Genomic DNA, 20,135 nt, shown 5'->3' with positions numbered 1-20,135 from the left:
CGCTGACAAGCGAACACCGGATGGTTTCCGTCCTGATCCCCGCCGCCGGGAACGGGGAGCGGCTGGGCCTTGGGCCCAAGGCCTTCCTGCGGGTGGGGGGGAAGACCCTCCTGGAGTGGGCCGTGGAGGCCTTCAAGGAGGCGGCGGAGGTCCTGGTGGCCCTGCCCCCCGGAGCTCCTGTCCCCAAGGGGCTTCGCGCCACCTTTTTAGAGGGGGGCAGAACCCGGCAGGAGTCGGTTTCCCGCCTCCTGGAGGCGGCAAGCCTCCCTCTGGTTGTGGTCCACGACGTGGCCCGGCCCTTCGTGAGCCAGAGGCTGGTGGGGCGGGTCCTCGAGGCCACCCGCACCACGGGGGCGGCGGTGCCGGTTCTGCCCCTGCCGGATACCCTCATGCGGCCGGAAGGGGAGGGGTATGGGGAGGTGGTACCCCGGGAGGCCCTGCGCCTGGTCCAAACCCCCCAGGGCTTCTTCACCGCCCTCTTGCGGGAGGCCCACGCCTACGCCAGGAAGCGGGGGCTTTCCGCCACCGACGACGCCCAGCTGGTGAGGGCCCTGGGCTATCCCGTGGCCCTGGTGGAGGGGGAGAGGGCCGCCTTCAAGATCACCTACCCCGAGGACCTGCCCCTGGCGGAGGCTTTGGCGAGGGTATGGAGCGCCTAGCGGTGGCTAAGGTGAACCTGGGCCTCTCCCTCCTGGGGAGGAGGCCGGATGGCTACCACGAGCTCCACACCCTCTTCGCCAGCCTATCCTTCGGGGACCGGCTTTTCCTGGAGCCCATCCCCGAGGGGATCGAGTTCCGCGGGCGGTACGGGAAAAGGAACCTGGCCTACCGGGCGGCGGCGGCCTACCTGGAAAGGGCGGGCTGGCCCGGGGGGGTGCGGATTGTCCTGGAAAAAGCCCTGCCCGAGGGGGCGGGTCTTGGCGGGGGGAGTTCGGATGCCGCCCAGGTGCTTCTGGGCCTGAAGGAGCTCTACCCGGCGGAGGTGGACCTATCCTCCTTGGCCCTTTCCCTGGGGGCCGATGTGCCCTTCTTCCTCCAGGGAGGGGTGGCGGAGGCCCGGGGGGTGGGGGAGAGGCTTAGGCCCCTTTCCCTTTCCCCTTTGCCGGTGGTGGTCTTCTCCTTGGGCCTGCGGCTTCCCACCCCCAGGGTGTATGGGGAGGTGAAGCCCCACGATTTCGGGCCCGAGCTTCCGGTTTCGGAGATCCTCGAGGCCCTGGAGAAAGGGGAGGAGCCACCCTATTGGAATAGCCTCGAGGGCCCTGCCTTTCGCCTTCATCCGGAGCTGAAGGAGGTGAAGGCCCGGCTTAAGGCCTTGGGTTTGAGGGGTGTTTTAATGTCCGGCTCGGGGAGCGCCTTCTTCGGCCTGGCGGAGGACGAGGCCCAGGCCAAGAAGGCGGTGGGGGCCCTGAGGCATAGCGGTTATGCCCGGCACGGAATTCTGGGGGGAGGGTATGGAGTTATTTAGGGAGTTTTTTGGTTGTTGCCCGGATGCCTTGGAGGAGATCAAGTCCTTGCCCCTCCGCTGGGACGAGGAGCGGTTCAGTTTCTGGCTTAAGCAGGATTTCCCCTTCGTGGAAGCCCTGTACCGCTTTCAGGTGGGGCTTCTTAGGGAGGCCCCCCATCCCCACCGGGCTCCTTTGGTCCAGGCTCTCATGGCCACGGTGGAGGAGCTGGACTGGCTTCTTTCCCAGGGGGCGGATCCCAGGGAACCGGTTCACCCGGTGCGGCAGGAGTACATCGCCCTGCTCCAGGAGATGGAGGGGTTTCCCTACCCTTACCGCCTGGTATTCTTCTACTTCCTGAACCGCCTATTCCTGGAGGCCTGGAACGCCCACGTGGAGGGGGATGGACCCTGGCAGGAGCTTGCCGAGCACTGGTCGGCCCCCGAGTTCCAGGCGGTGCTCTTCGACCTGGAGGTCATGGCCCAGGGCCAGGTGGAGGGGCTGGATCCGGGGGTCCTGGAGCATTACCTGGCCCGCATCCTGGAGATGGAGAAGAAAACCTGGAGCCGGTCGTGTAAGGATTTATGTGTAAGGGTCCGTGTTTAATAGGGGGGCACACCTTAGCACGAGGAGGTGCCCCGTGGACCAGGATACCTTGCGGATCTTGCTGAGGGAAGCGGTGCGGGAGACAGTAGCCGAGGTTCTGCAGACGGTTCTGGAGCTGGACCGGACGGCCTTCTTGCAGGTGCACGGAGGCCGCAGGAACGGCTACTACCCCCGCAAGCTGGAGACCGCCTTTGGCCAGGTGGACCTGAAGGTCCCTAGGGATCGGGAATCTCGGTATTACCCGGCTTTCCTTAAGCCCTACGTCCGCCGCCTGGTGGACGTGGGGGAAGTGGCGGTAGCCCTTTACGCCGCCGGGGTCAGTCAGCGCAAGGCGGCCGAGATACTGAGCCTGCTCTTAGGCCACCGCTACTCCCACGAGACCCTGAGCGCCCTGACGGACGAGGTCCTGGAGGCGGCAGGAGCCTTCCGCACCCGGCCTTTGCCCGAGGAGATGGCCTTCGTCTACCTGGACGGGCTTTCCCTAAAGGTCTTCAGGGAAGGAGAAGGGATCGTACGGGAAAGCGTGTATGTGGCCCTGGGCATCGCCCCTAATGGGGAGAGGCGGGTCCTGGGGTTTTGGCTGTTGCCCACGGAGAGCGCCCTGGGATGGGAGGGGGTCCTGGGGGAGCTTTGGCAGCGGGGCCTGCGGCGGGTATTGCTCTTCATCACCGACGGGCTGCCCGGGCTTCCCGAGGCGATCCGCAGGGTCTACCCTCAGGCGGAGTGGCAGCGGTGCGTGGTGCACGGGGTGCGGTGGAGCCTGTCCCAGGTGCGCTCCCGGGACCGGGCCCTGCTGGCGGAGGACCTGAGGCGGGTGTACGGGGCGGAGAGCCGGGAAGAAGCTCTTGGGGCCTTGGAGGAGGTGAAGGCCGCCTGGGGTTCGCGGTACCCGGGGGTGGTGGGGCTTTGGGTACAGGATTCGGGGGCCTTCCTGCGGTTCTACGGGTACCCCAAGGTGCTTTGGCCGTACCTGCGGAGCACCAACCTGATGGAGCGGTTTATCCGGGAGCTACGGCGGGGGACGAAGGTGCGGGACCACAAGTTTCCTAAGGAAGAGGCGGTGTACAAGCTTCTTTACCTGGAGTCGGAGAGGCAGGAAGGGAGGTGGGCAGAACGGAAACTAAAGGGGTTCTCGGAGGTGAAGGAGGTGCTGGAGAAGATGCTTCAGGAGCGGTATGCCCCCCGTACACAGACTCTTACACATAACTCTTGACACGACCCTGGAGCCTGCTGCTTTAGGCCCGTTCTTGGCGGTTGAGGAATCCGGGGTGGGAGGGAAAAAGGCCCCGGAACCCCGGGGCCTTGGCTAGCCCCAGGGCCTTCAGTTCAGCTCTTCGCCCCAGGCCTCTTCGAAGAGACGCTTGGCCTCCTGCACGGTGATCTCCAGGGTCTGGGAAACCTCCTCCGCCAGGAGGTAGATGGCCCGCCTGAGGGCCTGGCGGTCCAGGTCCGGTAGGCCCCGTTCCAGCTCCCAGGCCCTGAGCTGCCCGGCCATCTGGGCGATGTGGTAGGGGTTTCCATCCGCCAGGATCTCGCTGGTCTTGCGGTGCCGGGCGGCCCACTGTTTGGGCAGGGGCATGCGCCCGTTCTTCAGGAGGTCAAGGATGACCGGCACCTCCTCCGGGGCAAGGGCCTTGCGCATGCCCACGCTTTGGGGAGCCTCCACGGGCACGTAGGCCTTGGAGCGGGAACCGGGAAAGTCCACCTGGTAGTAGGCCCGGCTGATGCCGCTCACGCTTCGCTGGGCTATGCCCGCCACCACGCCGACCCCGTAAGGGGGCAGGACTACCTTGTCGCCGGGACGGAACTCTTTCACGGCGCGACTCCTTTCCGGAGCACCTCCATGAGGTGCTCCAAATAAGCCTCCACCTCCAGCTGGGGGGTGCACCCCAAGGCCGCGATCACGTGGGCGGTGGCCCTGGGGGAAAGCTCGGGGCGCACGGCCCCTTCTTCCTGGCCGCTTCGCACCAGCTCCTCCAGGAGGTCTAGGTAGTGCTGGTGGAGCCCCTTGAGCCAGGGGGTGGGGTCCTCCATGGCCTCCCGGGCTACCGCCGCCCACAGGCCCCGCCACTCGGCGATCCAGGCCAGGCGCTTTTGCAAGAGGGCTTCCAGACGCACAAAAAAGGGCGCCTTTTGGCGCACCACCTCCTCCACCTCCCGGTAAAAGGCCCAGGTGCGTTCCTCCACCAGGTTTTTCAGGAGGTCCTTCTTGTCGCGGAAGTAGAGGTAGATGGTACCCTTACCCACCTCCGCCCGCCGGGCCACCTCCTCCATTTTGAGCCCGGAAAGCCCCATCTCCCGGAGGATTTCCAAGGTGGCCTCGAGGATGGCCCTCTTTTTATCCTTGGAGAGCGCCCCCGGGGGGGATACCATCGCGGCCACGCCCTTAAGTCTACCACACCACCCTTTTCCTTTCATGAGGAGGGGATTACCCTATAAGGTATAGGAGGTCAGGTATGCGTCAGGGCTTTTTCGCCTTGCTGACCGCCGATCCCCTTCGGGGGGCCTTGCGCCCGGTGGAGGCCAGGCTCCTGGAGGAGGCCAGGGGGGAGGCCCTTTTTCTCGTGCCCTATCCTTTGCGGGACTTGGCGGAGGCCTGGCGGCTCGCTTACCGGAGCCTGGGCCTGAAGCGGGGGAGGGTCCTCTACCTCAGGCGGCGGGAGGAGGCCTTTGACCCCGAGATAGCCCAGGCGGTGGCGGCGAGCCCCCTGGTGCTTCTGGCCGCCGAGGGGCTACCGGAGTTTTTGGATCTCATCCGGGGAAGTCTCCTTCTCCAGGCCCTATTGGAGGTCCACCGCCAGGGGGGTGGGGTGGTGGCCTTGGGGGAGGCGGCGGGCCTTCTGGGCGAGGCCGCCTTTTACTCCCTGGAGGGGGAGATTAAGGCCGCCTTGGGCCTGGCCCTCTTGAGGGGGCTGGTCTTCCTCCCCCGGGTGGAGGAACGGGGGCGGTTCCTGGCTCTCTCGCGCCTGGTGGCCGACAATCCCGACCTGGTGGGCCTTGGCCTTTTGGAGAACACCGCCCTGCGCCTTCTTAGGGGTTTGGGGGAGGTCTGGGTGGGAGGGGTGACCCTGGTGGATGCCGGGGGGGCGGAGTACACGGGCCGGGGGGTGAAGGGGCTTAAGGTGGACGTCCTCTCGGCGGGGGAGCGCTTCTCCTTGCCCGCCCTTTGAGGAGGGCGGGGTTCCCTTCTCCGGTAACATGGCCCTATGCCCTCGGGGCGGGTGCACGAGGCCATTAACCTGACGGTCCTGGGCGGGGGGGCGGTGGTCTTCCTGGCCTACGGGGGCTCGCCGGAGGACCCCCAGGGCTTGGCCTTCACCCTGGCTTATCTGGCGGGTACCTTCCTCCTTTCCCCTGATCTGGACCTGGCGGAGAAGGGCACGCGGTCCCAGCGCCGCTGGGGCCTTTTGGGCCCTTTCTGGCGTCCTTACGGCTGGCTTTTCCGCCACCGGGGGCTTTCCCATACCTGGGTGCTAGGACCCTTGACCCGCCTGGGTTACCTGGCGGGGCTTCTTTTGGCCCTGGGGTACCTGGCCCAAGGGCTTGCCAAATACCTGGGGATGGGGTTTTCCCTTAAGCTTCCCTCCTGGCCCTGGGAGGTCTGGGGTTTTGCCCTTTTGGGCTACTACCTTTCCCAGTGGCTCCACCTGGTGGCGGATGGCATCTGGCCCGACCACGACCTTAAGCGCTTGCGGCGGCCAAGGTGAGGTGGTCTACATACCCATCCCCGCTAGGGTAAACAATGGAAGCATGCTAAGGCGATGTATGGGGTTCCTTCTGCTTTTGGGTGTGGTCCTTGCGGTGCAGCCGGGCCAGCGCCTGCCCGAGTTCGCCCTTCTGGATCCCAAGGGTAACCTCGTCACCCCCGCCACCATGAAGAAGCCTGCGGTCATCGTCTTCTGGGCCAGCTGGTGCGCGGTGTGCAAGGCGGAGTTCCCGGGGCTTCACCGGGTGGCGGAGGAAACCCGGGTGCCCTTCTACGTGATCAGCCGGGAGCCCAAGGACACCAAGGAGGTGGTGCTGGAGTACATGAAGGGTTTTCCCCGGTTCATTCCCTTGCTGGCCTCGGATAAGGACAAGCCCCACGAGGTGGCCAACCGCTTCAAGGTGCTGGGCCAGCCCTGGACCTTCGTAGTGGATGGCGAGGGCAGGGTGGTGGCCCTATTCGCCGGGCGGGCCGGGCGGGAGGCCTTGCTGGATGCCCTCCTCCTGGTCGGGGCGGAGCTGCCATAGCGTCGCCCGGCGCTTTTCTCCTTGAGGGAGGAGGCGAAGGAGGAAGTCGGCCTCCAGGGTTTCTGGATCCCCCCACTCCACCAGAAGGAGGCGGGCCCCTTCCCGGGCCGCTTCCAGGTGGGGGAGGAGGAGTTTGGGATCTTGCAGGCGGTAGAGGTCCACGTGCACCACAGGGCCTTCTGGGGTGGGGTAGGTGTGGATCAGGGTGTAGCTGGGGCTCGTTACTCTTCCCGTAAAGCCCAAGGCCTCGGCCAGAAAGCGGACGAAGGTGGTCTTGCCCGCACCCAAGGGACCCCCCAGGACCACCAGGGCCCCCGGGGGGAAAAGGGCCAGGGCTTCCCGGGCCAGGGCCTGGGTGTCCTCGAGGGTCGTAAGGGTACGCTCTAAGAGGAGCCGCATAAAGAAAAAGGCCCCTTAGGGCCTCTTTGGTGCCGGGAGCGGGACTTGAACCCGCACGCCCTTGCGGGCACCACCCCCTCAAGATGGCGTGTCTACCAGTTCCACCATCCCGGCAGGGCGCGCCTCACGCGCAAGCCTTAGTTTAACAAAAGCCTCCTCCTTGTCAAGGTTTGCCGGGGTTTGGGACATTTGTCCCTTCCCCTTTCCGATAGTATACCCATGAGAAGACCTTGCTAAAGGGTAGGCACGGGTAGGGCTCATTCGCTTATGAAAAGACCCGCGCCCCTTGATCGACCCCTTGCCCCTTTGCCCGTAGCCTTGGCCCTTAAGACCGGAGGTGGCATGCGGCGGCGCAACCGATGGGTGAAAACCTTCTTTTGGGGAACGGTTCTAGGGGTGTTCGCTCTCCTGGTGGTGGTGTTCTCCGGGGTGGCGGTGGGGGCCTTTGAGTACCGCACCCAGCCCGTGGAGCAGCCCGTGCCCTTCAGCCATGCCTTCCACGCCGGAGGGTTGGGGCTTTCCTGCCGCTACTGCCATTCCAGCGTGGAGCGGGCGGCCTACGCGGGCCTGCCCCCCACGGAGGCCTGCATGACCTGCCATACCTTTATCAAGCCCGATAGCCCCAACCTGGCCCTGGTGCGCAAGAGCTGGGAGACGGGGGAGCCCATCCGCTGGAACCGGGTGGTCAACCTTCCGGATTTCGTTTACTTCCACCATGCGGCCCACGTGGCCAAGGGGGTGGGGTGCGCCGAATGCCACGGCCGGGTGGACCAGATGCCCGTGGTCTACCAGCCCCAGGCCTTCACCATGAAGTTCTGCCTGGACTGCCACCGCAACCCCGAGGCCCGCCTCAGGCCTAAGGACCAGGTCTTCAACATGGCCTACACCCCGGATCCCGAGCTGGGTAAGAAGCTGAAGGAGATCTACCAGGTGCGTTCGGCGGAGGCCCTTACCAGCTGCAACACCTGTCACCGCTAGGAGGCTTCATGAAGGAACGGCGCGGTTATGAAGAAGCTTTGGAGCGGGAGCTCTTCCGTGAGGAGTTTCCCTTTGGGCCCGTAACCCGGCGGGGGGTTTTGGCCTTGGGGCTTTTGTCCCTAGCGGCCTGTACCCCGGTGGTGCGGCGCCAGGGGGTACCTTACGTACGCCAGCCGGAATGGGTGGTGGAGGGGGGAGAGGCGGAGTTCGTCACCGCCATTTCCCATGCCGGCTTCGCCGAGCCGGTGCGGGTGAAGGTGTACCAGGAAAGGCCCCTCTTCATGGCGCCTTTGGAGAGGGCCATGAGCCCCTATCCCCTGGCGGGCCTCTACGCCCTCTACGACCCGGCCCGCCAGGGTAAGGCCCCGGACTGGGAGGGGTTTTACGCCGCCTGGCGGAAGGCTCTGGCGGAAGGGGAGACCCTTTTGGTCCTGCCCCGCACCACCTCCCCTAGGCTCGAGGGTCTCTTGGAAAGGGCCCGGGCCCGTTTTCCCAACCTGCAGGTGGCCCGGTTTGAGGCCTGGAGCCTGGAGAACATCTACTTGGGTGCGGAGCTGGCCTTGGGACGAAGGGCCTGGCCCGTTTACACGCCGGAAAAGGCGGAGACGGTGCTCCTTTTGGATGTGGACCTGCACGAGCATCCGGCGGGGTACCTCTGGTGGGAGGCCCTAAGCCGAAGGCGTGTGCCCCCCATGAACCGCATCTATGCGGTGGAGAGCGGAGCCAGCCTTTTGGGTAGCATGGCCGACCACCGCCTGGCCCTAAAGCCCAGCCAGGTGGAGGCTTTCCTCCTGGCCTTGGCCCAGGCCCTGGGGGTGCTCCCGGGAAGCCCGGCCTCGGAGTACGGGGGGTTCCTTCCCGCTCTGGCGGAGGACCTGAGGAGGGGTGGGGTGCTTCTCGCTGGGCCCCAGCTTTCCCCCGGGGCCCAGGCTTTGGCCATGGCCATCAACCAGGTCCTTAAGGCCCCGGTGGGGTATGTGGAGCCCCCGGATCGGGAGGCGGCCACGCCCCGGGCCTTTGCCCAGGCGGAAGGGGCCCAGAGGCTTGTGTGGGCGGCGGAGGGTCCTTTGCCCAACCTCTCGGGTAAGGCCTTTGCTGCGGCGCTTTCCCTCTATCCCAACAAGAAAGCCCCGTGGAGCCTGCCCTTGGCCCATCCCCTCGAGGCCTCCGGCCAGCACTTGGATGCCGAGGGACGGCTTTGGCCCGCCCAGGCCCTTATCCAGCCCCTTTGGGGCGGGAAGACCCTGGAGGAGGTGGTGGCGGGCCTTGTGGGGGAGGAGGTGCCCGCCCTGAGCCCCGAGGAGAAACGGGCCCTGGTGGAGGGAAGACCCCTGGCCCGGGCCCAGGCCCTTTCCCTGGAGGTGCGCCCTGGCCTCGAGGGCCGCCTTCCCCCCTTACGGAAAGAAGCGCCTCTGGAGATCACCCTGCGCCCCGATGCCAGCCTGTACGACGGTCGCTACCGGGAGAACCCCTACCTGGAGGAGCTTCCCCGGCCCTTAAGCCGTTTGGTGTGGGATGGGGCCCTGCTCCTGGGGGAGGAGGATACCGAGGACCTAGGCCTTCTTGAGGATATCCGGGCCCGGGAGCGCCGGGCGGATCCCAAAAGGCCCCTCCTGCGGGTCAAGGCCGGGGAAAGGGAGGCCCTCCTTCCCCTCTGGCCTCTTCCCGGCCTGCCCAAGGGCAGCGGCGTGGCCCCCCTTTCCCATTTCTTCCACCCCGAAGGGGTGGTCTGGCCCGCGGAGGTTTCTCCCACGGGCCGGGACTATCCCCTGGTTTCCACCCAGTACCACGGGTACCTGGGGGAGGTGGAGGCGGTGAAGGTGATGGAGGAGGCCGAGGCCCTCGAGGCCGAGCCAGAAAAGGAGAAGCGGGTCTCCTTCTACCCCCCCTGGCCCCAAGGGGAACACGCCTGGGCCATGACGGTGGACCTCACCCGCTGCCTGGGGTGCGGGCTTTGCACCCTGGCCTGCCAGGTGGAGAACAACATCCCCGTGGTGGGCAAGGAGGAGGTGAAGAAGGGCCGGGAGATGCACTGGATCCGCGTGGACCGCTACTTTGCCGAGGAAGGGGTGCTCCACCAGCCCGTCATGTGCCAGCACTGCGAGAAGGCTCCCTGCGAGGCGGTCTGCCCCGTGGCCGCCACCGTTCACTCCAGCGAGGGCCTGAACCTCATGGTTTACAACCGCTGCGTGGGCACCAAGTACTGCTCCGCCAACTGCCCCTACAAGGCCCGGCGCTTCAACTTCTTCCCCTACGGGGAGGCCTTCGTGGGCAAGGGGGACCCCCGCAGGGCCCAGGAAAGCCCCCTGGCCCTCCTCATGAACCCCGAGGTGACGGTGCGGAGCCGCGGGGTGATGGAGAAGTGCACCTACTGCGTGCAGCGCATCGAAAGCACCCGGGCCAAGGCGGCCATGGAGGGGCGGAAGATCCGCACCGGGGAGATCAAGACCGCCTGCCAGGAGGCCTGCCCGGGGAAGGCCATCCACTTCGGGGACCTCTTGGATCCTGAAGACCCCATCCAGGCCCACCGGAAGGAGGGACGGCACTACGCCCTTCTGGAGGAGGCCAACACCTGGCCCCGCACCACCTACCTGGCCCACCTGAAAAACCCCAATCCCAAGCTGAAGGAGGGGAAGCATGGCGCATAAGGAACCCCATCCCGACCACGACCTGATCCAGGGGGAGTGGACGGAGAAGACCTTGGTGGAAAAGCTTCTGGAGCCAGTGGAGAAGCCAGCTCCCAGGCCCTGGAGGGTGGTCTTGGCCGTGGGGGGGGCCTTGACCCTAGCCTGGCTTTATGCCATCTTCGTAACCTTCGTGAAGGGCCTCGGCACCTGGGGCATCAACCAGCCGGTGGCCTGGGGGTTTGACATCGTGCACTTCGTCTGGTGGATCGGCATCGGCCACGCCGGGACCCTGATCAGTGCGATCCTGGTCCTCATGCGCCAGAACTGGCGGGACTCCTTGAACCGGGTCACCGAGGCCATGACCCTGTTTGCCGTGCTGGCGGCGGCCACCTACCCTCTCATCCACATGGGCCGGCCCCAGCTCTTCTACTGGGTCATGCCCTACCCCACCCACATAGCCCTCTGGCCCCAGTACAAAAGCCCTCTCTCCTGGGACGTGCTGGCCATCATGACCTACCTCACCATCTCCACCCTCTTCCTCTACCTGGGCTTGATCCCGGATCTGGCCCTTCTCAGGGAGAGGAGCAAGGGCTGGCGGCGGAAGCTATACGGCTGGCTCTCCCTGGGCTGGACGGGCAATGCCGTCCACTGGCAGCGCTATAGGGCGGTCTATGTGCTTTTGGCGGGCCTGGCTACCCCGGTGGTGATCTCCGTGCACTCGGTGGTGAGCATGGACTTCGCCTACGGCCTGGTGCCGGGCTGGCACCTCACGGTCTTCCCCCCCTTCTTCGCCGCCGGGGCCATCTACTCGGGCTTCGCCATGGCCCTTACCCTGATCATTCCCCTCAGGAAGTGGTACCGGCTGGAGGGGGTGATCACCGACCGCCACCTGGACTGGATGGCCAAGGTGACCCTGGCCTCGGGCCTCGGCGTGGCCTACATCTACCTCCTGGAGATCTTCATCGCCTGGTATGCGGGGGAGCCTGCGGAGTGGGCCCAGCAGCTTTGGCGCATGACCGGCCCCTACGCCCCCTACTACTGGGCCATGATGCTCATCAACGTGGTCCTTCTCCAGACCCTCTGGTTCCCCCGCTTCCGCAAGAACCTCACCTGGCTTTTGATCTTCTCCATCCTGGCCAACGTGGGCATGTGGCTGGAGCGCTTCGTGATCGTCATCATCAGCCTGTCCCACGACTTCTTGCCCGGGAACTTCCACCTTTACTACCCCACCTGGGTGGACTGGACCCTCTTCCTCGGGACCATCGGCTTCTTCCTTTTCGGCCTTGCCCTTTTCATCCGCATCTTCCCTCCCATCGCCGTGGCGGAGATGGTTCACCTGTTCCACCGCCTGAGAAAGCACTAGGAGGGGCCCATGCTGTATGGACTCATGGCCTACTTTGACTCGGCGGAAAGGCTTTTAGAGGCCTTAAGGGTGCTCAAGGGAAGGGGATACCGCCACCTCGAGGCCCTCACCCCAAACCCCGTGGAGGGGATCGAGGAGGTCCTGGGGGGGGATGGGCGCATTCCCTGGATCGCCTTCGGCCTGGGGGTTTTGGGGGTGGGCCTGGGGCTTTTCCTCCAGATCTACACCACCCTGGACTATCCCCACAACGCCGGGGGCAAGCCCCTTTTGGGCTGGCCTGCCTTCATCCCCGTGACCTTTGAGCTCACCATCCTCACCATCACCGTGGGAATCTTCCTCTTCCTTCTGTACATGAACGGCCTCCCCCTGGCCGCCCACCCCGCGGTGAAGGCCAAGGAGTACGTGCGGGTCCTTCTGAACGAGTACGGGGTCTTCGTCTACGCCACGGACCCCCGGTTCGACCTGGAGAGCACCAAGGCCCTGCTTTGGGAACTGGGGGCGGAGGTGGAGGAGGTGCGGCGTGACTAGGTGGCTTCTTCTCCTGCTCCCCCTTCTTTCCGCCTGCGGATGGATGTGGGACCAGCCCAAGGTGAGGCCCTTCCGGGAAGCACCCCTCCAGGTCCAGGTGGCCCCGGAACGGGTGCGCTTCGGGGAGAACCTGAACCTGGAGGTGCGCACCGGGCTGAAGCCCGAGGGGGGGTTCGCCGACAACCCCTACGCCTTCACGGACGGGGAGCTTGTGCGGGGCAAGGTCCTCTACCGCTCCTTCTGCGCCATCTGCCACGGGCTGAACGGGGAAGGGGATGGGAGGGTGATCCCCTTGGGGATGCCCAAGCCCCGCTCCTTCCTGGACCCGGGGGTGAAGGCCATGCCCGAGGGCTACTTCTACTTTGCGGCCACCAACGGCTTTGGCCGCATGTTCTCCTACAAAAGCCGCATCCCGGAGAGGGAGCGCTGGCTCATCGCCCACTACATCAAGCGGTGCCTGCAGGAGGAGGTCTGCCCGCTGGAGGTGGTGAATGCAGAGGTCTATTGAGGCAAGCCGTTCGGGTTTCCTGTTCCTGGGCCTGGTTCTTTACGCTCTAGCCTTTCTCTTTGGGGCTCCGGCCGCTTACTTTCCCTTCGCCTTCTTCCTTCTCCTTTCCTTGGGGGCGCTTCTGGTGCTTCTCCTGCACAACGCCTTAAGGAGCCGCTGGGGCGTGCCCCTGGAGCCTTACCTTTACCCCCTGGCCCGCCTCCTTCCCCTCATGGGGCTTTTGGGCCTGCCCTTCTTCCTCTTCCTGTCGGAGCTTTTCCCCTGGGCCCGGCCCGGGGCCGCGTTGGACCCGATTCTGGCTCATCGCTCGGGGTACCTGAACGCTCCCTTCATACTTCTTCGCTACGTCCTCTTCTTCACCCTCTTTTCCTGGATCCTCTTGAAGCTGAAACCCGGGGAGCACCGGGCGGAGGTGGGGGCCTGGGGACTGCCCTTGGCCTTTGCCGCCGCCACCTTCCTCACCTATGACCTCTTCATGGCCCTCGAGGCCCACTTCTACTCCGCCTCCTTTGGGGCCATCCTCCTTCTTTCCGCAGCGGTTTTAGCCCTGGCCGTGGCCATGGCCCTGGCGGCCCGCAAGGGGACACCCGCCCTCATGGGCCAGGCCCAGAACCACACCAACCTCCTCCTGGCCCTTTCCATCATCTGGATCTACGTGGAGGCCACAACCTTGATCATCATCTGGGGAGGGGATCTGCCCCATGAGGTGGAGTTTTACCTGAAGCGCCTGGAAGGCCCTTGGGGCACGGTGGCCGCCCTATGGGTGGTAGGGGGCTTCCTCCTGCCCTTCCTCTACCTTCTCACCAACCTCCCGAAGCGGGAGGCCCGGTATCTCCTGCCCGTGGCCCTTTGGATTCCCCTCTTCCGCCTTCTGCACCTGGCCTGGTACGTGCTCCCCGCCCTGGGGCGGGGGGTGGGAATCGGGGAGGTGCTGGGCTTCCTGGGCCTTGGCCTCTTCTTCCTCCAGCGCCTGCGGAACCCCTCCTGAGGATGCTCTAAGCCAGGGATGCCCCCGCCCGTGAGGGCGGGGCATTTGCACCTACCTTCACAAAAGGGGTGGGCGCATCCTGGAGTTAGGGGTACACGGTAAGGGTACCCAGGAGGTGGAAGATGGCAACGAGGGTTCTGGTTCTGGGAGGCGGCTCGGGTGGCCTGGTAGCGGCCAACAAGGTGAAGAAGCTCCTGGGGAGGGAGGTGGAGGTCACCCTGGTGGACAAGAACGCCTACCACGAGTTCATGCCCGCCTATCCCTGGGTGGCCTTCGGCATGCGGGAGCCCGAGCAGGTGCGCAGGCCCCTGGCCAACCTGGAAAAGCGGGGCATCACCTACCTTCAGGCCACGGTGGAGGCCTTAGACCCCGTTAACAACCGGGTGAAGACCAGCGCCGGGGAGCTTTCCTACGACTACCTGATCGTTTCCCTGGGAGCGGAGGCATTGCCCTCTCCCGCCCAGGACAGCTACGCTCCCTGGAGCCTCGAGGGAGCCTTGAAGCTGAGGGAAGCCCTCAAGAACTTCAAGGGGGGCCGGGTGGTGGTGGGGGTTTCCTCCCCCTACTACCCCTGCCCGCCTGCGCCCTACGAGGTGGCGGGGCAGGTGGAGTTCGCCCTCAAGGTCAAGGGGATCCGGGATAAAAGCACGGTGGAGGTCTTCCACCTAAACCCCCTGCCCCTGGCGGGCATGGGCCCGGTGATCTCGGGGAAGGTCATGGAGATCCTCCGCTCCAAGGGCATCGCCTTCCACGGGGAGTTTGAACCCGTTTCCTTTGAAGGGGGCAAGGTCAGGGCCAAGGACGGGCGGGAGCTGGCTTACGACCTCCTCATCCTCACGCCTCCTTTCGCCCCCAACCGGGTGGTGCGGGAATCCCCCCTGGCGGGGCCCCAGGGCTTCCCCGAGGTGAACAAGATGACCTTCCGCTCCACCCGGTTCGCCAACGTCTTCGTCATCGGGGACACGGTGAATCCCTCCCTCATGCTGCCCCCCGCCGGGGTGGTGGCCCACTTCCAAGGGGAGTACGTGGCCGGGGTCATTGCCTCCGACCTCAAGGGAGCCTACATCGGCGAGCCCTTTAACCCCGTGGCCATGTGCATCATGGACTTCGGGGATAACGCCCTTCTGCCCCAGTGCTCCTTTGAAAGGATTCTGGCGGGCACGGGGATGCCCTCCTGCGGCGTGATGGCCGTGGGCAAGTGGGTGCGGGTGACCAAGATGCTCTTTGAGGGCTTCTGGTTCGCCACCTTGATCGAGTAGGAGGGGCCATGGAGAAGACGCTTACAGTGGAAGAAAGGCTGGCCCGCATAGAGGAGGTCCTGGAAAAGAGCGGGCTAGGCCTCCTGGCCCAGGTGGGGGCCGGGGAGACCCTGGCGGAGAACCTGGGTCTCCTCATGGAGCCCAAGAACCTCCAGATGGTTTCCCTGCTGGCCCGCTTCCTGGATCAGGCGGAGGCCTTGGAGAAGCTGGCGGATACCCTGGAGAAGCTGGAACGATCCGGGGCCTTAGCCTTCCTGGGCCACCTCTCTGAGAACTTCGGGGAGGGCTTGGGGATGCTCATGGAGCCCCAGGTGCTCAGGCTTTTCTCCCACGGGGCCAATGTTCTGGACATCCTTTCCCGGATAGAGCCGGCTACCATCGGCATGATGGCCTCGGCCCTGCAACGCGGCCTGGGGGAGACCTTTACCCCCGAGGTGATGCGGGATCCACCCCGGGTGGGCTTGGCGGGGATCCTGAAACAGCTTTCCGACCCCGAGGTGCAGAAGGCCCTGGGGGTGCTTTTCCTCCTTCTCAAGGCCCTGGGCAAGGCCTTTGGACACCTGAACGAGGACATGAAGGCCCTGGAGGCCCTCATGGCCAAGATGATGCCCAAGAAGTAGCGGCTTAGAGAGTCTTCAAGACCCCGTTGCGGCAAGGGCTGCAACGGGGTGTTACGCCATGGTCACCCGGTCCCGCCCCGCCTCCTTGGACCGCAGGAGGGCGTAGTCTGCCCGGAGGACCCACTCCTCCACCTGGGACGGGTCCTGGGGTACCTCCCCTCCCGCCACCCCTGCGGAAAGGGTGAGGGGGTGGGGGATCGGGTCCACGCGTTCGGCGCGGAAGCGCTCGCGGATGCGCTTCACCCCCTCCTTGGCCGCCTGGCGGTCGGCTCCGAAGAGGAGGAGGAGGAACTCTTCCCCCCCGTAGCGCACAGCCAGGTCCTCCTGGCGGACGCTGGTCTGGAGAATGCGCCCCAGGCGCTTAAGCACCTCGTCCCCCACGGGGTGACCGTAGGTGTCGTTCACCCGAAGGAGGGCGAGAAGCCCTAACCCATAGGCGGCCACGGCCACAGTTTAGCCCAAGGCTGGCTCCGGTGGGTGCGCTTTGGCCAGGGCCTCGAGGGCTTCCCTAAGCGCCTCTATCCCTTTCAGGAACTCTTCCACCCCTATGTGCTCGTGAGGGGTGTGGTCCAGGGTGGAGTCCCCGGGGCCGTAGGCCACCATGGGCACCTTCCAGTGGGGGGCCAGGACGTTCATGTCGCTGGTCCCAGTCTTCAGCTTGAAGACGGGTTTTCCCCCAGCCTTGCGGATTCCTTGCCTGAGGGCCCGGGTGAGGGGGGTGTCCTTGGGACCCAGGTAGGGTACTTCCCGGCCGAAGAACTCCAGCTCTATGGTCGGGGGAGCGTAGGCGGTGAGGTGGTGGATGGCCTCCTCCGGGGGGAGTCTCGGGGGAAGGCGCAGGTCAAAGAACATCTCCGCCACCTGCTTGAGCTCTGCAGGCTGGATGCGGAAATCCCTTAGGGTGTACTGCACCTGGTCAAAGGCCTTTTGCCCCACGTTCATGGCCTCCGCCCAGGCCTTGATGGCCACGAAGTAGCTGATGAGCTCCTCGGCGGCGTTGGGCTCGTGGTGGGCAGAGTGGAAGTTGTCCTTTTCCCGCCTGGCCTTCACCAGAAGCCTTCCCTTGTACCCCAGGGTGATGCCCTCCCAGCCCGAGGGCTCCCCGATGATGACGTAGTGGGGCTTGAGCCTTGGGGCCACGAAGCGGGCTCCCTTGGAACTGGGGGCCTCCTCCTCCGTGGCCCCCACCAGGTGAACGGTAAGGTGTTTCCTCGCTTCCTCGGAAAGCCCGGCGGCGGCGAAGATCATGGTCACAAAGGGGCCCTTGGCGTCCACCGCTCCCCGGCCGAAGAGCTTGTTGCCCTCCAGGCGTACCGGCACCACTCCGGGCACGGTGTCGATGTGCCCCAGGAGGACCACCTGGATGGGGCCATGGCCCACCTGGCCCCGGGCGTTGTCCGCCTCGTCCACGAAGGCCTTGAGGCCCAGCTTTTCCATTCCCTCCGCCAGGTACTCCGCCACCAGGCGCTCCTGCCCTGAAGGGGAGGGGATCTCCAGGGCCCCTTTGAGGAACTCAACGGGGTCCAAGGCGCTTGTGCTCATACTCTTCCTTGCTCCACCCCACATCGCGTAGGATTCCCAAAAGGGTTCCGGGGCGAAGGAGTTCACCTCCGTGCACGGGTACGGTGGTGGCTCGTCCATCCGGGTGCTTTAGGCGCACGTGGCTTCCCCGTACGCGCACCACCTGGAAGCCTTCTTCCTGTAGGAGGCGGACCAGCTCCTTCCCGGCGATGGGGGTTAGGCGGGGGCTCACGCGGCTTCGATCTCCAGATCGCCGGAAAACCCCAGCACGGAAACCTCTTCTTCCGTGTCCAAGGAAACGGCTATGGCCTCCTGCAAGCGTTCAAGCAACTCTGCGAAGCTCCTGGCCTGGGTATGGGCCCGAAGCTCCGGGACATGGGCCACCAGGTAGCCTTCCTCGTCCCGTTCCACTTCTATGTGGTAGCGTTGCCTCATCCTGTTAGGTTAGCACAGCCCGCACCGCCTCCACCACCCGCTCCAGATCCGCCTTTTCGATGACCAAAGGGGGAAGGAAGCGGATCACCGTGGGGCCGGCTTGTAAGGTCAGCACCCGGTGCTCCTTTTCCAGGCGCTCGATGTAGGGGGCAGCCTTTTCCTTGAGCTCGAGGCCCACCATGAGCCCAAGCCCCCGCACCTCGCGGATCTTGGGGGAGGGGATCTCCCTCAGCTTTTCCATGAACCAGGGCCCGAGTTCGGCGGCCCTCTCCCATAGCCGGGTGCGCTCCAGATAGCGCAGGGCGGCTACCCCGGCGGCCATGGCCAGGGGATTCCCCCCGAAGGTGGTGCCGTGGCCCCCCTTGGGCATGCTTTTCGCCACCTCCTCCCGCATCACCGCTACCCCGATGGGTACCCCGCCCCCAAGGGCCTTGGCCAGGGTGAGGATGTCGGGTACCACCCCATAGTGCTCAAAGGCGAAGCGCCTTCCCGTGCGCCCCATGCCGGTCTGGATCTCGTCCAGGATCAGCAGGGCTCCTTTTTCCCGGGTAATCTCCCGGGCAGCCTCCAGAAACTTCCGGGTGGCGGGGCGCACCCCTCCTTCCCCCTGCACGGGCTCGAGGATCACCGCCGCGGTCTCCTCGTCCACCGCCTTCCTCAGGGCCTCCACATCGTTAAAGGGGATGAACTCCACGGGGCCCAAGAGGGGCATGAAGGGTTCCCGGTACTTGGGCTCCCAGGTGACGGAAAGGCTTCCCAGGGTGCGCCCGGAGAAGCCCCGCATGGCGGCCACCAGCTTCCGCTTCTTGGTGTGGGCCCAGGCGAACTTGATGGCGGCCTCGTTGGCCTCGGTGCCGGAGTTGGTGGGGAAGACCCGGTTGAGCTCGGGGGGAAGGAGGCTTACCAGGGTGCGGTAGAACTCCCCCCGCATGGGGGTGGGCAGGGTCTGGGGCATGGAGAGGAGGGTTTCCGCCTGCTTCTTGATGGCCTCCACCACCTCGGGGTTGGCATGGCCCAGGTTGGCTACCCCGTAGCCCCCCACGCAGTCGATGTACTCGTGGCCCTCGGCATCCCAGACCCGGGCTCCCTGCCCCCGTACCAAAAGGAGGTCGTGCTTGGTGTAGACGCCAGTATCCAGGCTCTTCTCCGCTTCCAGAAGGGTCCATTCCACATTTACCCCGTTTACCCCAACCATCCTCACCTCCAAAAGAAAAGCCCCCGGGCGGGCCCGGGAAGCCAGGCTTCCCAGGCCCCATCAGGTTTTGCCCCGGGCGGCCATCTCCCCTTCAGGGTAGGGGGGCGGGACCACCTTGTCAACGGATAGACTGGGGAGGTGCTGGCCTATGTGGGCTTGGGTTCCAACCTGGGGGACCGGGCGGGCTACCTTTTGCAGGCCCTTTCCCTCCTTTCCCGGCTTCCTGAAACCCGGTTTTTGCGCCTTTCCCCCGTGTACGAAACCGAGCCCATGGGCCCACCCCAGCCCCCCTACCTGAACCTGGTGGCGGAGGTGGACACAAAGCTCCCTCCAAGGGGTTTTTTAGAGGCCCTCTTGGATATAGAGCAAAGCCTTGCGCGGGAGCGGAAGGAGCGCTGGGGGCCGAGGACCATAGACCTGGACCTCCTGCTCTACGGGGACCTGGTCCTGAGGGAGGTGGGCCTCGAGGTGCCCCATCCCAGGCTCCACCAGCGGGCCTTCGTCCTGGTGCCCCTGGCCGACCTCGTCCCGGAGGGGCGCCACCCGGTGCTCGGGCGCACCTTTGCCGAACTCCTCGCCCCCCTGGACCGAAAGGGGGTGCGGCCCTTTGTGCTATAGTGGGGGCATCGCGGATCCTAGCCGCGCAAAGGGAGAAGGAAAGTGGAGCTAGAAGCTGGAAGCGTTGTAGAGGGCCGCGTGGTGCGGGTTACGGATTTTGGCGCCTTTGTGGAGCTCCCGGGGGGCGAGCAGGGCCTGGTGCACATCTCCCAGATCGCCCACGAGTTCGTGAGGAACGTGCGGGACTTCCTCAACGAGGGGGACATCGTCCAGGTGATGGTGAAGGGCCGGGACGCCAAGGGGCGTCTGGACCTTTCCATCAAGGACCTTACCCCTGCCCCGGAGGGAGCCCCACCCCCCAGGCCCAGGCGCCTGCCCAAGCAGTCCCCCGAGTTTGAGAACAAGCTCAAAAGCTTCCTCCGGGGCACCGGGGGCTTTGGCGGCAAGGGGGGCAAGAAGGGCGGCAAGAAAAAGCGTTAACCCCAAAGGGTTCCCCCCGGGGGTGTATGCCCCCGGGGTTTTGCTTTAAAGTGATGGGGTATGGTGAAGCCCATAGAGGTTACCGACGCCAACTTTGACCAGACCTTAGGCGGACACCCCCTGGTCCTGGTGGACTTCTGGGCGGAGTGGTGCGCTCCCTGCCGCATGATCGCTCCCATCCTGGAGGAGCTGGCCAGGGAGTACGAGGGGAAGCTCTTGGTGGCCAAGCTGGACGTGGACGAGAACCCCAAGACGGCCATGCGCTTTAGGGTCATGAGCATCCCCACGGTGATCCTCTTCAAAAACGGCCAGCCGGTGGAGGTCCTGGTGGGGGCCCAGCCCAAGCGCAACTTTGAGGCCAAAATCCAGAAGCACCTCCCTGCCAGCGCGTGAGC

General features: G+C 65.4%; 25 protein-coding genes, 1 tRNA gene and 1 pseudogene. 18 read left to right on the top strand and 9 right to left on the bottom strand.

Annotated elements, in window-relative coordinates; all coding sequences use genetic code 11:
* Positions 1 to 20 precede the first annotated feature (20 nt).
* Genes ispD through MI302_RS10465 form a run of 4 tightly spaced genes read left to right on the top strand, consistent with a single transcriptional unit; the run spans position 21 to position 3,261 of the window.
* Complete coding sequence (gene ispD / locus MI302_RS10480; RefSeq protein WP_239726528.1) at positions 21 to 659, top strand: 2-C-methyl-D-erythritol 4-phosphate cytidylyltransferase; 639 nt, start codon at positions 21 to 23, stop codon at positions 657 to 659.
* Complete coding sequence (ispE, locus tag MI302_RS10475; RefSeq protein ID WP_239725740.1) at positions 647 to 1,465, top strand: 4-(cytidine 5'-diphospho)-2-C-methyl-D-erythritol kinase; 819 nt, start codon at positions 647 to 649, stop codon at positions 1,463 to 1,465. Before ispD ends, ispE begins: the two co-directional genes overlap by 13 nt.
* Positions 1,452 to 2,048 carry a hypothetical protein gene (locus MI302_RS10470; protein WP_239725739.1) on the top strand — a complete coding sequence of 199 codons (597 nt, stop codon included), beginning with the start codon at positions 1,452 to 1,454 and terminating at the stop codon, positions 2,046 to 2,048. The genes ispE and MI302_RS10470 overlap by 14 nt, the downstream gene beginning before the upstream one ends.
* The gene (locus tag MI302_RS10465; protein ID WP_239725337.1) at positions 2,041 to 3,261 is read left to right on the top strand and encodes an IS256-like element ISTth4 family transposase; all 1,221 of its coding nucleotides are present in this window, start codon (positions 2,041 to 2,043) and stop codon (positions 3,259 to 3,261) included. The genes MI302_RS10470 and MI302_RS10465 overlap by 8 nt, the downstream gene beginning before the upstream one ends.
* Positions 3,262 to 3,369: 108 nt before the next feature.
* Here the strand turns inward: MI302_RS10465 and MI302_RS10460 are convergent, their stop codons facing one another.
* Together MI302_RS10460 and MI302_RS10455 are read right to left on the bottom strand one after the other, a co-directional pair.
* Positions 3,370 to 3,864 carry a CarD family transcriptional regulator gene (locus MI302_RS10460; protein ID WP_126170195.1) on the bottom strand — a complete coding sequence of 165 codons (495 nt, stop codon included), beginning with the start codon at positions 3,862 to 3,864 and terminating at the stop codon, positions 3,370 to 3,372.
* Positions 3,861 to 4,430 (bottom strand): TetR/AcrR family transcriptional regulator, encoded by a 570-nt coding sequence (locus MI302_RS10455; protein ID WP_216640768.1) that lies wholly within the window; start codon positions 4,428 to 4,430, stop codon positions 3,861 to 3,863. Before MI302_RS10455 ends, MI302_RS10460 begins: the two co-directional genes overlap by 4 nt.
* A gap of 74 nt (positions 4,431 to 4,504) precedes the next feature.
* On the opposite strand from MI302_RS10455, the gene MI302_RS10450 reads away from it, so the two are divergent.
* Genes MI302_RS10450 through MI302_RS10440 form a run of 3 tightly spaced genes read left to right on the top strand, consistent with a single transcriptional unit; the run spans position 4,505 to position 6,281 of the window.
* Positions 4,505 to 5,218 carry a cyanophycinase gene (locus MI302_RS10450; protein WP_239725738.1) on the top strand — a complete coding sequence of 238 codons (714 nt, stop codon included), beginning with the start codon at positions 4,505 to 4,507 and terminating at the stop codon, positions 5,216 to 5,218.
* 36 nt (positions 5,219 to 5,254) lie between these two features.
* Positions 5,255 to 5,755 (top strand): metal-binding protein, encoded by a 501-nt coding sequence (locus tag MI302_RS10445; protein WP_239725737.1) that lies wholly within the window; start codon positions 5,255 to 5,257, stop codon positions 5,753 to 5,755.
* A 58-nt stretch (positions 5,756 to 5,813) separates the two neighbouring features.
* Positions 5,814 to 6,281: a TlpA disulfide reductase family protein gene (locus MI302_RS10440; RefSeq protein WP_239725736.1), complete on the top strand. Its 468-nt coding sequence runs from the start codon at positions 5,814 to 5,816 to the stop codon at positions 6,279 to 6,281.
* Here the strand turns inward: MI302_RS10440 and tsaE are convergent.
* Positions 6,210 to 6,680 (bottom strand): tRNA (adenosine(37)-N6)-threonylcarbamoyltransferase complex ATPase subunit type 1 TsaE, encoded by a 471-nt coding sequence (gene tsaE / locus MI302_RS10435; RefSeq protein ID WP_239725735.1) that lies wholly within the window; start codon positions 6,678 to 6,680, stop codon positions 6,210 to 6,212. The two genes, MI302_RS10440 and tsaE, sit on opposite strands and share 72 nt — an antisense overlap.
* A 27-nt stretch (positions 6,681 to 6,707) precedes the next feature.
* A tRNA-Leu gene (locus tag MI302_RS10430) sits at positions 6,708 to 6,794 on the bottom strand.
* A 228-nt stretch (positions 6,795 to 7,022) separates the two neighbouring features.
* Between MI302_RS10430 and MI302_RS10425 the strand changes: the two genes are divergently transcribed.
* The 8 genes from MI302_RS10425 to MI302_RS10390 all read left to right on the top strand — a co-directional run bounded on the left by MI302_RS10425 (position 7,023) and on the right by MI302_RS10390 (position 15,551).
* On the top strand, positions 7,023 to 7,658 hold the full coding sequence (locus MI302_RS10425) for a cytochrome c3 family protein (protein ID WP_239725734.1): 636 nt from the start codon (positions 7,023 to 7,025) through the stop codon (positions 7,656 to 7,658).
* Positions 7,659 to 7,666: 8 nt separating this feature from the next.
* Positions 7,667 to 10,306, top strand: a complete 2,640-nt coding sequence (locus MI302_RS10420; protein ID WP_239725733.1) for a 4Fe-4S dicluster domain-containing protein — start codon at positions 7,667 to 7,669, stop codon at positions 10,304 to 10,306.
* On the top strand, positions 10,296 to 11,648 hold the full coding sequence (gene nrfD / locus MI302_RS10415) for an NrfD/PsrC family molybdoenzyme membrane anchor subunit (protein ID WP_239725732.1): 1,353 nt from the start codon (positions 10,296 to 10,298) through the stop codon (positions 11,646 to 11,648). Before MI302_RS10420 ends, nrfD begins: the two co-directional genes overlap by 11 nt.
* A gap of 9 nt (positions 11,649 to 11,657) precedes the next feature.
* Complete coding sequence (locus MI302_RS10410) at positions 11,658 to 12,176, top strand: DUF3341 domain-containing protein (RefSeq protein WP_239725731.1); 519 nt, start codon at positions 11,658 to 11,660, stop codon at positions 12,174 to 12,176.
* Positions 12,169 to 12,684 carry a cytochrome c gene (locus MI302_RS10405; protein WP_239725730.1) on the top strand — a complete coding sequence of 172 codons (516 nt, stop codon included), beginning with the start codon at positions 12,169 to 12,171 and terminating at the stop codon, positions 12,682 to 12,684. The genes MI302_RS10410 and MI302_RS10405 overlap by 8 nt, the downstream gene beginning before the upstream one ends.
* On the top strand, positions 12,668 to 13,672 hold the full coding sequence (locus MI302_RS10400) for a hypothetical protein (protein ID WP_239725729.1): 1,005 nt from the start codon (positions 12,668 to 12,670) through the stop codon (positions 13,670 to 13,672). The genes MI302_RS10405 and MI302_RS10400 overlap by 17 nt, the downstream gene beginning before the upstream one ends.
* Before the next feature lie 122 nt (positions 13,673 to 13,794).
* Positions 13,795 to 14,931 (top strand): NAD(P)/FAD-dependent oxidoreductase, encoded by a 1,137-nt coding sequence (locus tag MI302_RS10395; RefSeq protein ID WP_126247617.1) that lies wholly within the window; start codon positions 13,795 to 13,797, stop codon positions 14,929 to 14,931.
* An 8-nt stretch (positions 14,932 to 14,939) separates the two neighbouring features.
* On the top strand, positions 14,940 to 15,551 hold the full coding sequence (locus MI302_RS10390) for a DUF1641 domain-containing protein (protein WP_172955505.1): 612 nt from the start codon (positions 14,940 to 14,942) through the stop codon (positions 15,549 to 15,551).
* A gap of 51 nt (positions 15,552 to 15,602) precedes the next feature.
* Here MI302_RS10390 and MI302_RS10385 read toward each other — a convergent pair.
* The 5 genes and pseudogenes from MI302_RS10385 to lysJ all read right to left on the bottom strand — a co-directional run.
* A pseudogene (locus tag MI302_RS10385) lies at positions 15,603 to 15,956 on the bottom strand (GGDEF domain-containing protein); the annotation flags it as partial.
* Between the two features lie 48 nt (positions 15,957 to 16,004).
* Positions 16,005 to 17,093 (bottom strand): [LysW]-lysine hydrolase, encoded by a 1,089-nt coding sequence (locus MI302_RS10380; protein ID WP_038071296.1) that lies wholly within the window; start codon positions 17,091 to 17,093, stop codon positions 16,005 to 16,007.
* Positions 17,065 to 17,304 (bottom strand): type II toxin-antitoxin system HicA family toxin, encoded by a 240-nt coding sequence (locus tag MI302_RS10375; RefSeq protein ID WP_038071298.1) that lies wholly within the window; start codon positions 17,302 to 17,304, stop codon positions 17,065 to 17,067. The genes MI302_RS10380 and MI302_RS10375 overlap by 29 nt, the downstream gene beginning before the upstream one ends.
* Entirely contained in the window at positions 17,301 to 17,507 is a 207-nt protein-coding gene (locus MI302_RS10370; protein WP_015716276.1) for a type II toxin-antitoxin system HicB family antitoxin, read from the bottom strand. Before MI302_RS10370 ends, MI302_RS10375 begins: the two co-directional genes overlap by 4 nt.
* A gap of 4 nt (positions 17,508 to 17,511) precedes the next feature.
* Positions 17,512 to 18,702 carry a [LysW]-aminoadipate semialdehyde transaminase LysJ gene (gene lysJ / locus MI302_RS10365; protein WP_239725728.1) on the bottom strand — a complete coding sequence of 397 codons (1,191 nt, stop codon included), beginning with the start codon at positions 18,700 to 18,702 and terminating at the stop codon, positions 17,512 to 17,514.
* Between the two features lie 138 nt (positions 18,703 to 18,840).
* Between lysJ and folK the strand changes: the two genes are divergently transcribed.
* Genes folK through trxA form a run of 3 tightly spaced genes read left to right on the top strand, consistent with a single transcriptional unit; the run spans position 18,841 to position 20,133 of the window.
* Positions 18,841 to 19,320, top strand: coding sequence for a 2-amino-4-hydroxy-6-hydroxymethyldihydropteridine diphosphokinase (gene folK / locus MI302_RS10360; RefSeq protein ID WP_239725727.1), 480 nt, complete (start codon positions 18,841 to 18,843; stop codon positions 19,318 to 19,320).
* Positions 19,321 to 19,362: 42 nt separating this feature from the next.
* Complete coding sequence (locus MI302_RS10355; RefSeq protein WP_015716279.1) at positions 19,363 to 19,740, top strand: RNA-binding protein S1; 378 nt, start codon at positions 19,363 to 19,365, stop codon at positions 19,738 to 19,740.
* A 60-nt stretch (positions 19,741 to 19,800) separates the two neighbouring features.
* Positions 19,801 to 20,133 carry a thioredoxin gene (gene trxA / locus MI302_RS10350; protein WP_019551696.1) on the top strand — a complete coding sequence of 111 codons (333 nt, stop codon included), beginning with the start codon at positions 19,801 to 19,803 and terminating at the stop codon, positions 20,131 to 20,133.
* Positions 20,134 to 20,135 lie beyond the last annotated feature (2 nt).

Source organism: Thermus sp. NEB1569 (genome assembly GCF_022385295.1).
GTDB lineage: Bacteria > Deinococcota > Deinococci > Deinococcales > Thermaceae > Thermus > Thermus scotoductus.
Note: the sequence above shows the minus strand (reverse complement) of the source record. Positions and strands in the feature narration are given on the sequence as shown.

What these genes read in the sequence shown, in the direction of transcription:
- ispD (WP_239726528.1), top strand. Translation starts at nt 21, where the DNA reads ATGGTTTCCGTCCTGATCCCCGCCGCCGGGAACGGGGAGCGGCTGGGC.
- ispE (WP_239725740.1), top strand. Translation starts at nt 647, where the DNA reads ATGGAGCGCCTAGCGGTGGCTAAGGTGAACCTGGGCCTCTCCCTCCTG.
- MI302_RS10470 (WP_239725739.1), top strand. Translation starts at nt 1,452, where the DNA reads ATGGAGTTATTTAGGGAGTTTTTTGGTTGTTGCCCGGATGCCTTGGAG.
- MI302_RS10450 (WP_239725738.1), top strand. Translation starts at nt 4,505, where the DNA reads ATGCGTCAGGGCTTTTTCGCCTTGCTGACCGCCGATCCCCTTCGGGGG.
- MI302_RS10445 (WP_239725737.1), top strand. Translation starts at nt 5,255, where the DNA reads ATGCCCTCGGGGCGGGTGCACGAGGCCATTAACCTGACGGTCCTGGGC.
- MI302_RS10440 (WP_239725736.1), top strand. Translation starts at nt 5,814, where the DNA reads ATGGGGTTCCTTCTGCTTTTGGGTGTGGTCCTTGCGGTGCAGCCGGGC.
- tsaE (WP_239725735.1), bottom strand. Translation starts at nt 6,680, where the DNA reads ATGCGGCTCCTCTTAGAGCGTACCCTTACGACCCTCGAGGACACCCAG.
- MI302_RS10425 (WP_239725734.1), top strand. Translation starts at nt 7,023, where the DNA reads ATGCGGCGGCGCAACCGATGGGTGAAAACCTTCTTTTGGGGAACGGTT.
- MI302_RS10420 (WP_239725733.1), top strand. Translation starts at nt 7,667, where the DNA reads ATGAAGGAACGGCGCGGTTATGAAGAAGCTTTGGAGCGGGAGCTCTTC.
- nrfD (WP_239725732.1), top strand. Translation starts at nt 10,296, where the DNA reads ATGGCGCATAAGGAACCCCATCCCGACCACGACCTGATCCAGGGGGAG.
- MI302_RS10410 (WP_239725731.1), top strand. Translation starts at nt 11,658, where the DNA reads ATGCTGTATGGACTCATGGCCTACTTTGACTCGGCGGAAAGGCTTTTA.
- MI302_RS10400 (WP_239725729.1), top strand. Translation starts at nt 12,668, where the DNA reads ATGCAGAGGTCTATTGAGGCAAGCCGTTCGGGTTTCCTGTTCCTGGGC.
- MI302_RS10395 (WP_126247617.1), top strand. Translation starts at nt 13,795, where the DNA reads ATGGCAACGAGGGTTCTGGTTCTGGGAGGCGGCTCGGGTGGCCTGGTA.
- MI302_RS10390 (WP_172955505.1), top strand. Translation starts at nt 14,940, where the DNA reads ATGGAGAAGACGCTTACAGTGGAAGAAAGGCTGGCCCGCATAGAGGAG.
- MI302_RS10380 (WP_038071296.1), bottom strand. Translation starts at nt 17,093, where the DNA reads ATGAGCACAAGCGCCTTGGACCCCGTTGAGTTCCTCAAAGGGGCCCTG.
- MI302_RS10370 (WP_015716276.1), bottom strand. Translation starts at nt 17,507, where the DNA reads ATGAGGCAACGCTACCACATAGAAGTGGAACGGGACGAGGAAGGCTAC.
- lysJ (WP_239725728.1), bottom strand. Translation starts at nt 18,702, where the DNA reads ATGGTTGGGGTAAACGGGGTAAATGTGGAATGGACCCTTCTGGAAGCG.
- trxA (WP_019551696.1), top strand. Translation starts at nt 19,801, where the DNA reads ATGGTGAAGCCCATAGAGGTTACCGACGCCAACTTTGACCAGACCTTA.